At 66.6% G+C, this 874-nt stretch carries 1 pseudogene; it reads right to left on the reverse strand.

From position 1 onward, the window contains the following. Positions 1–67: 67 nt before the first annotated feature. Positions 68–702 (reverse strand): annotated as a pseudogene (nth, locus tag JCM9942_RS17060) (endonuclease III). Positions 703–874 lie beyond the last annotated feature (172 nt).

Below are 874 nucleotides of genomic sequence, written 5' to 3' on the forward strand. Positions count from 1 at the left end.
CCGGCCCGCGATGACCGACGGGCGCCATGACGAGGGGGCCGCGCCTGCGGCCGGAGGGGTCGCCGCGTCAGGCGGCGGTTTTGTCTTTGAACTGGCACAGGTCGCGGATCACGCACTGCGGGCAATCGGGCTGGCGTGCCTTGCAGACGTAGCGGCCATGCAGGATCAGCCAATGGTGCGCATCAATCAAAAACTCATCAGGAATGACCTTCATCAGCCCATCCTCCACGGCGCGCACGTCCTTGCCGGGCGCAGCCCGGTACGGTTGGACACACGGAAGATGTGCGTGTCCACCGCCATCGTCGGCTGGCCGAAGGCGGTGTTGAGCATCACGTTGGCGGTCTTGCGGCCGACGCCGGGCAGGGCTTCCAGTGCGGCGCGATCGGCTGGCACCTCGCCGTCATATTTCTCCACCAGCAGGGCGCAAGCGGCGATCACGTTCTTGGCCTTGGCGTTGAACAGGCCGATGGTGGCGATGTAACGCTTGAGCCCTTCCTCGCCCAGCGCGAGGATGGCCTGGGCGGTATTGGCGACCGGGAACAGTTTGCGCGTGGCTTTGTTCACGCCCACGTCGGTGGCCTGCGCGGACAGCGTGACCGCGACCAGCAGCTCGAACGGCGAGCTGTACTCCAGCTCGGTCCTGGGATGCGGATTGAGTTCGCGCAGACGCGTGAACATCTCGCGCACCTGCTCGCGGCTCATGCGCTTGCTGGCGCGGGGTGCAACAGGCGTCTTCGCCGTGGCCGTGGATTTTTTGGCCCCAGCCTTGTTTACCGCGATTTTCTTCGCCGGCGCTTTCTTGATGATCGCCGTGCTCATGCCGACGGGCTCCCGCCGGCACGGGCCTTGGCGCGGGCGAGGATGGCGGCGGCGG

The sequence above is a fragment of the Stenotrophomonas pictorum JCM 9942 genome, assembly GCF_001310775.1.
Classification (GTDB): domain Bacteria; phylum Pseudomonadota; class Gammaproteobacteria; order Xanthomonadales; family Xanthomonadaceae; genus Stenotrophomonas; species Stenotrophomonas pictorum.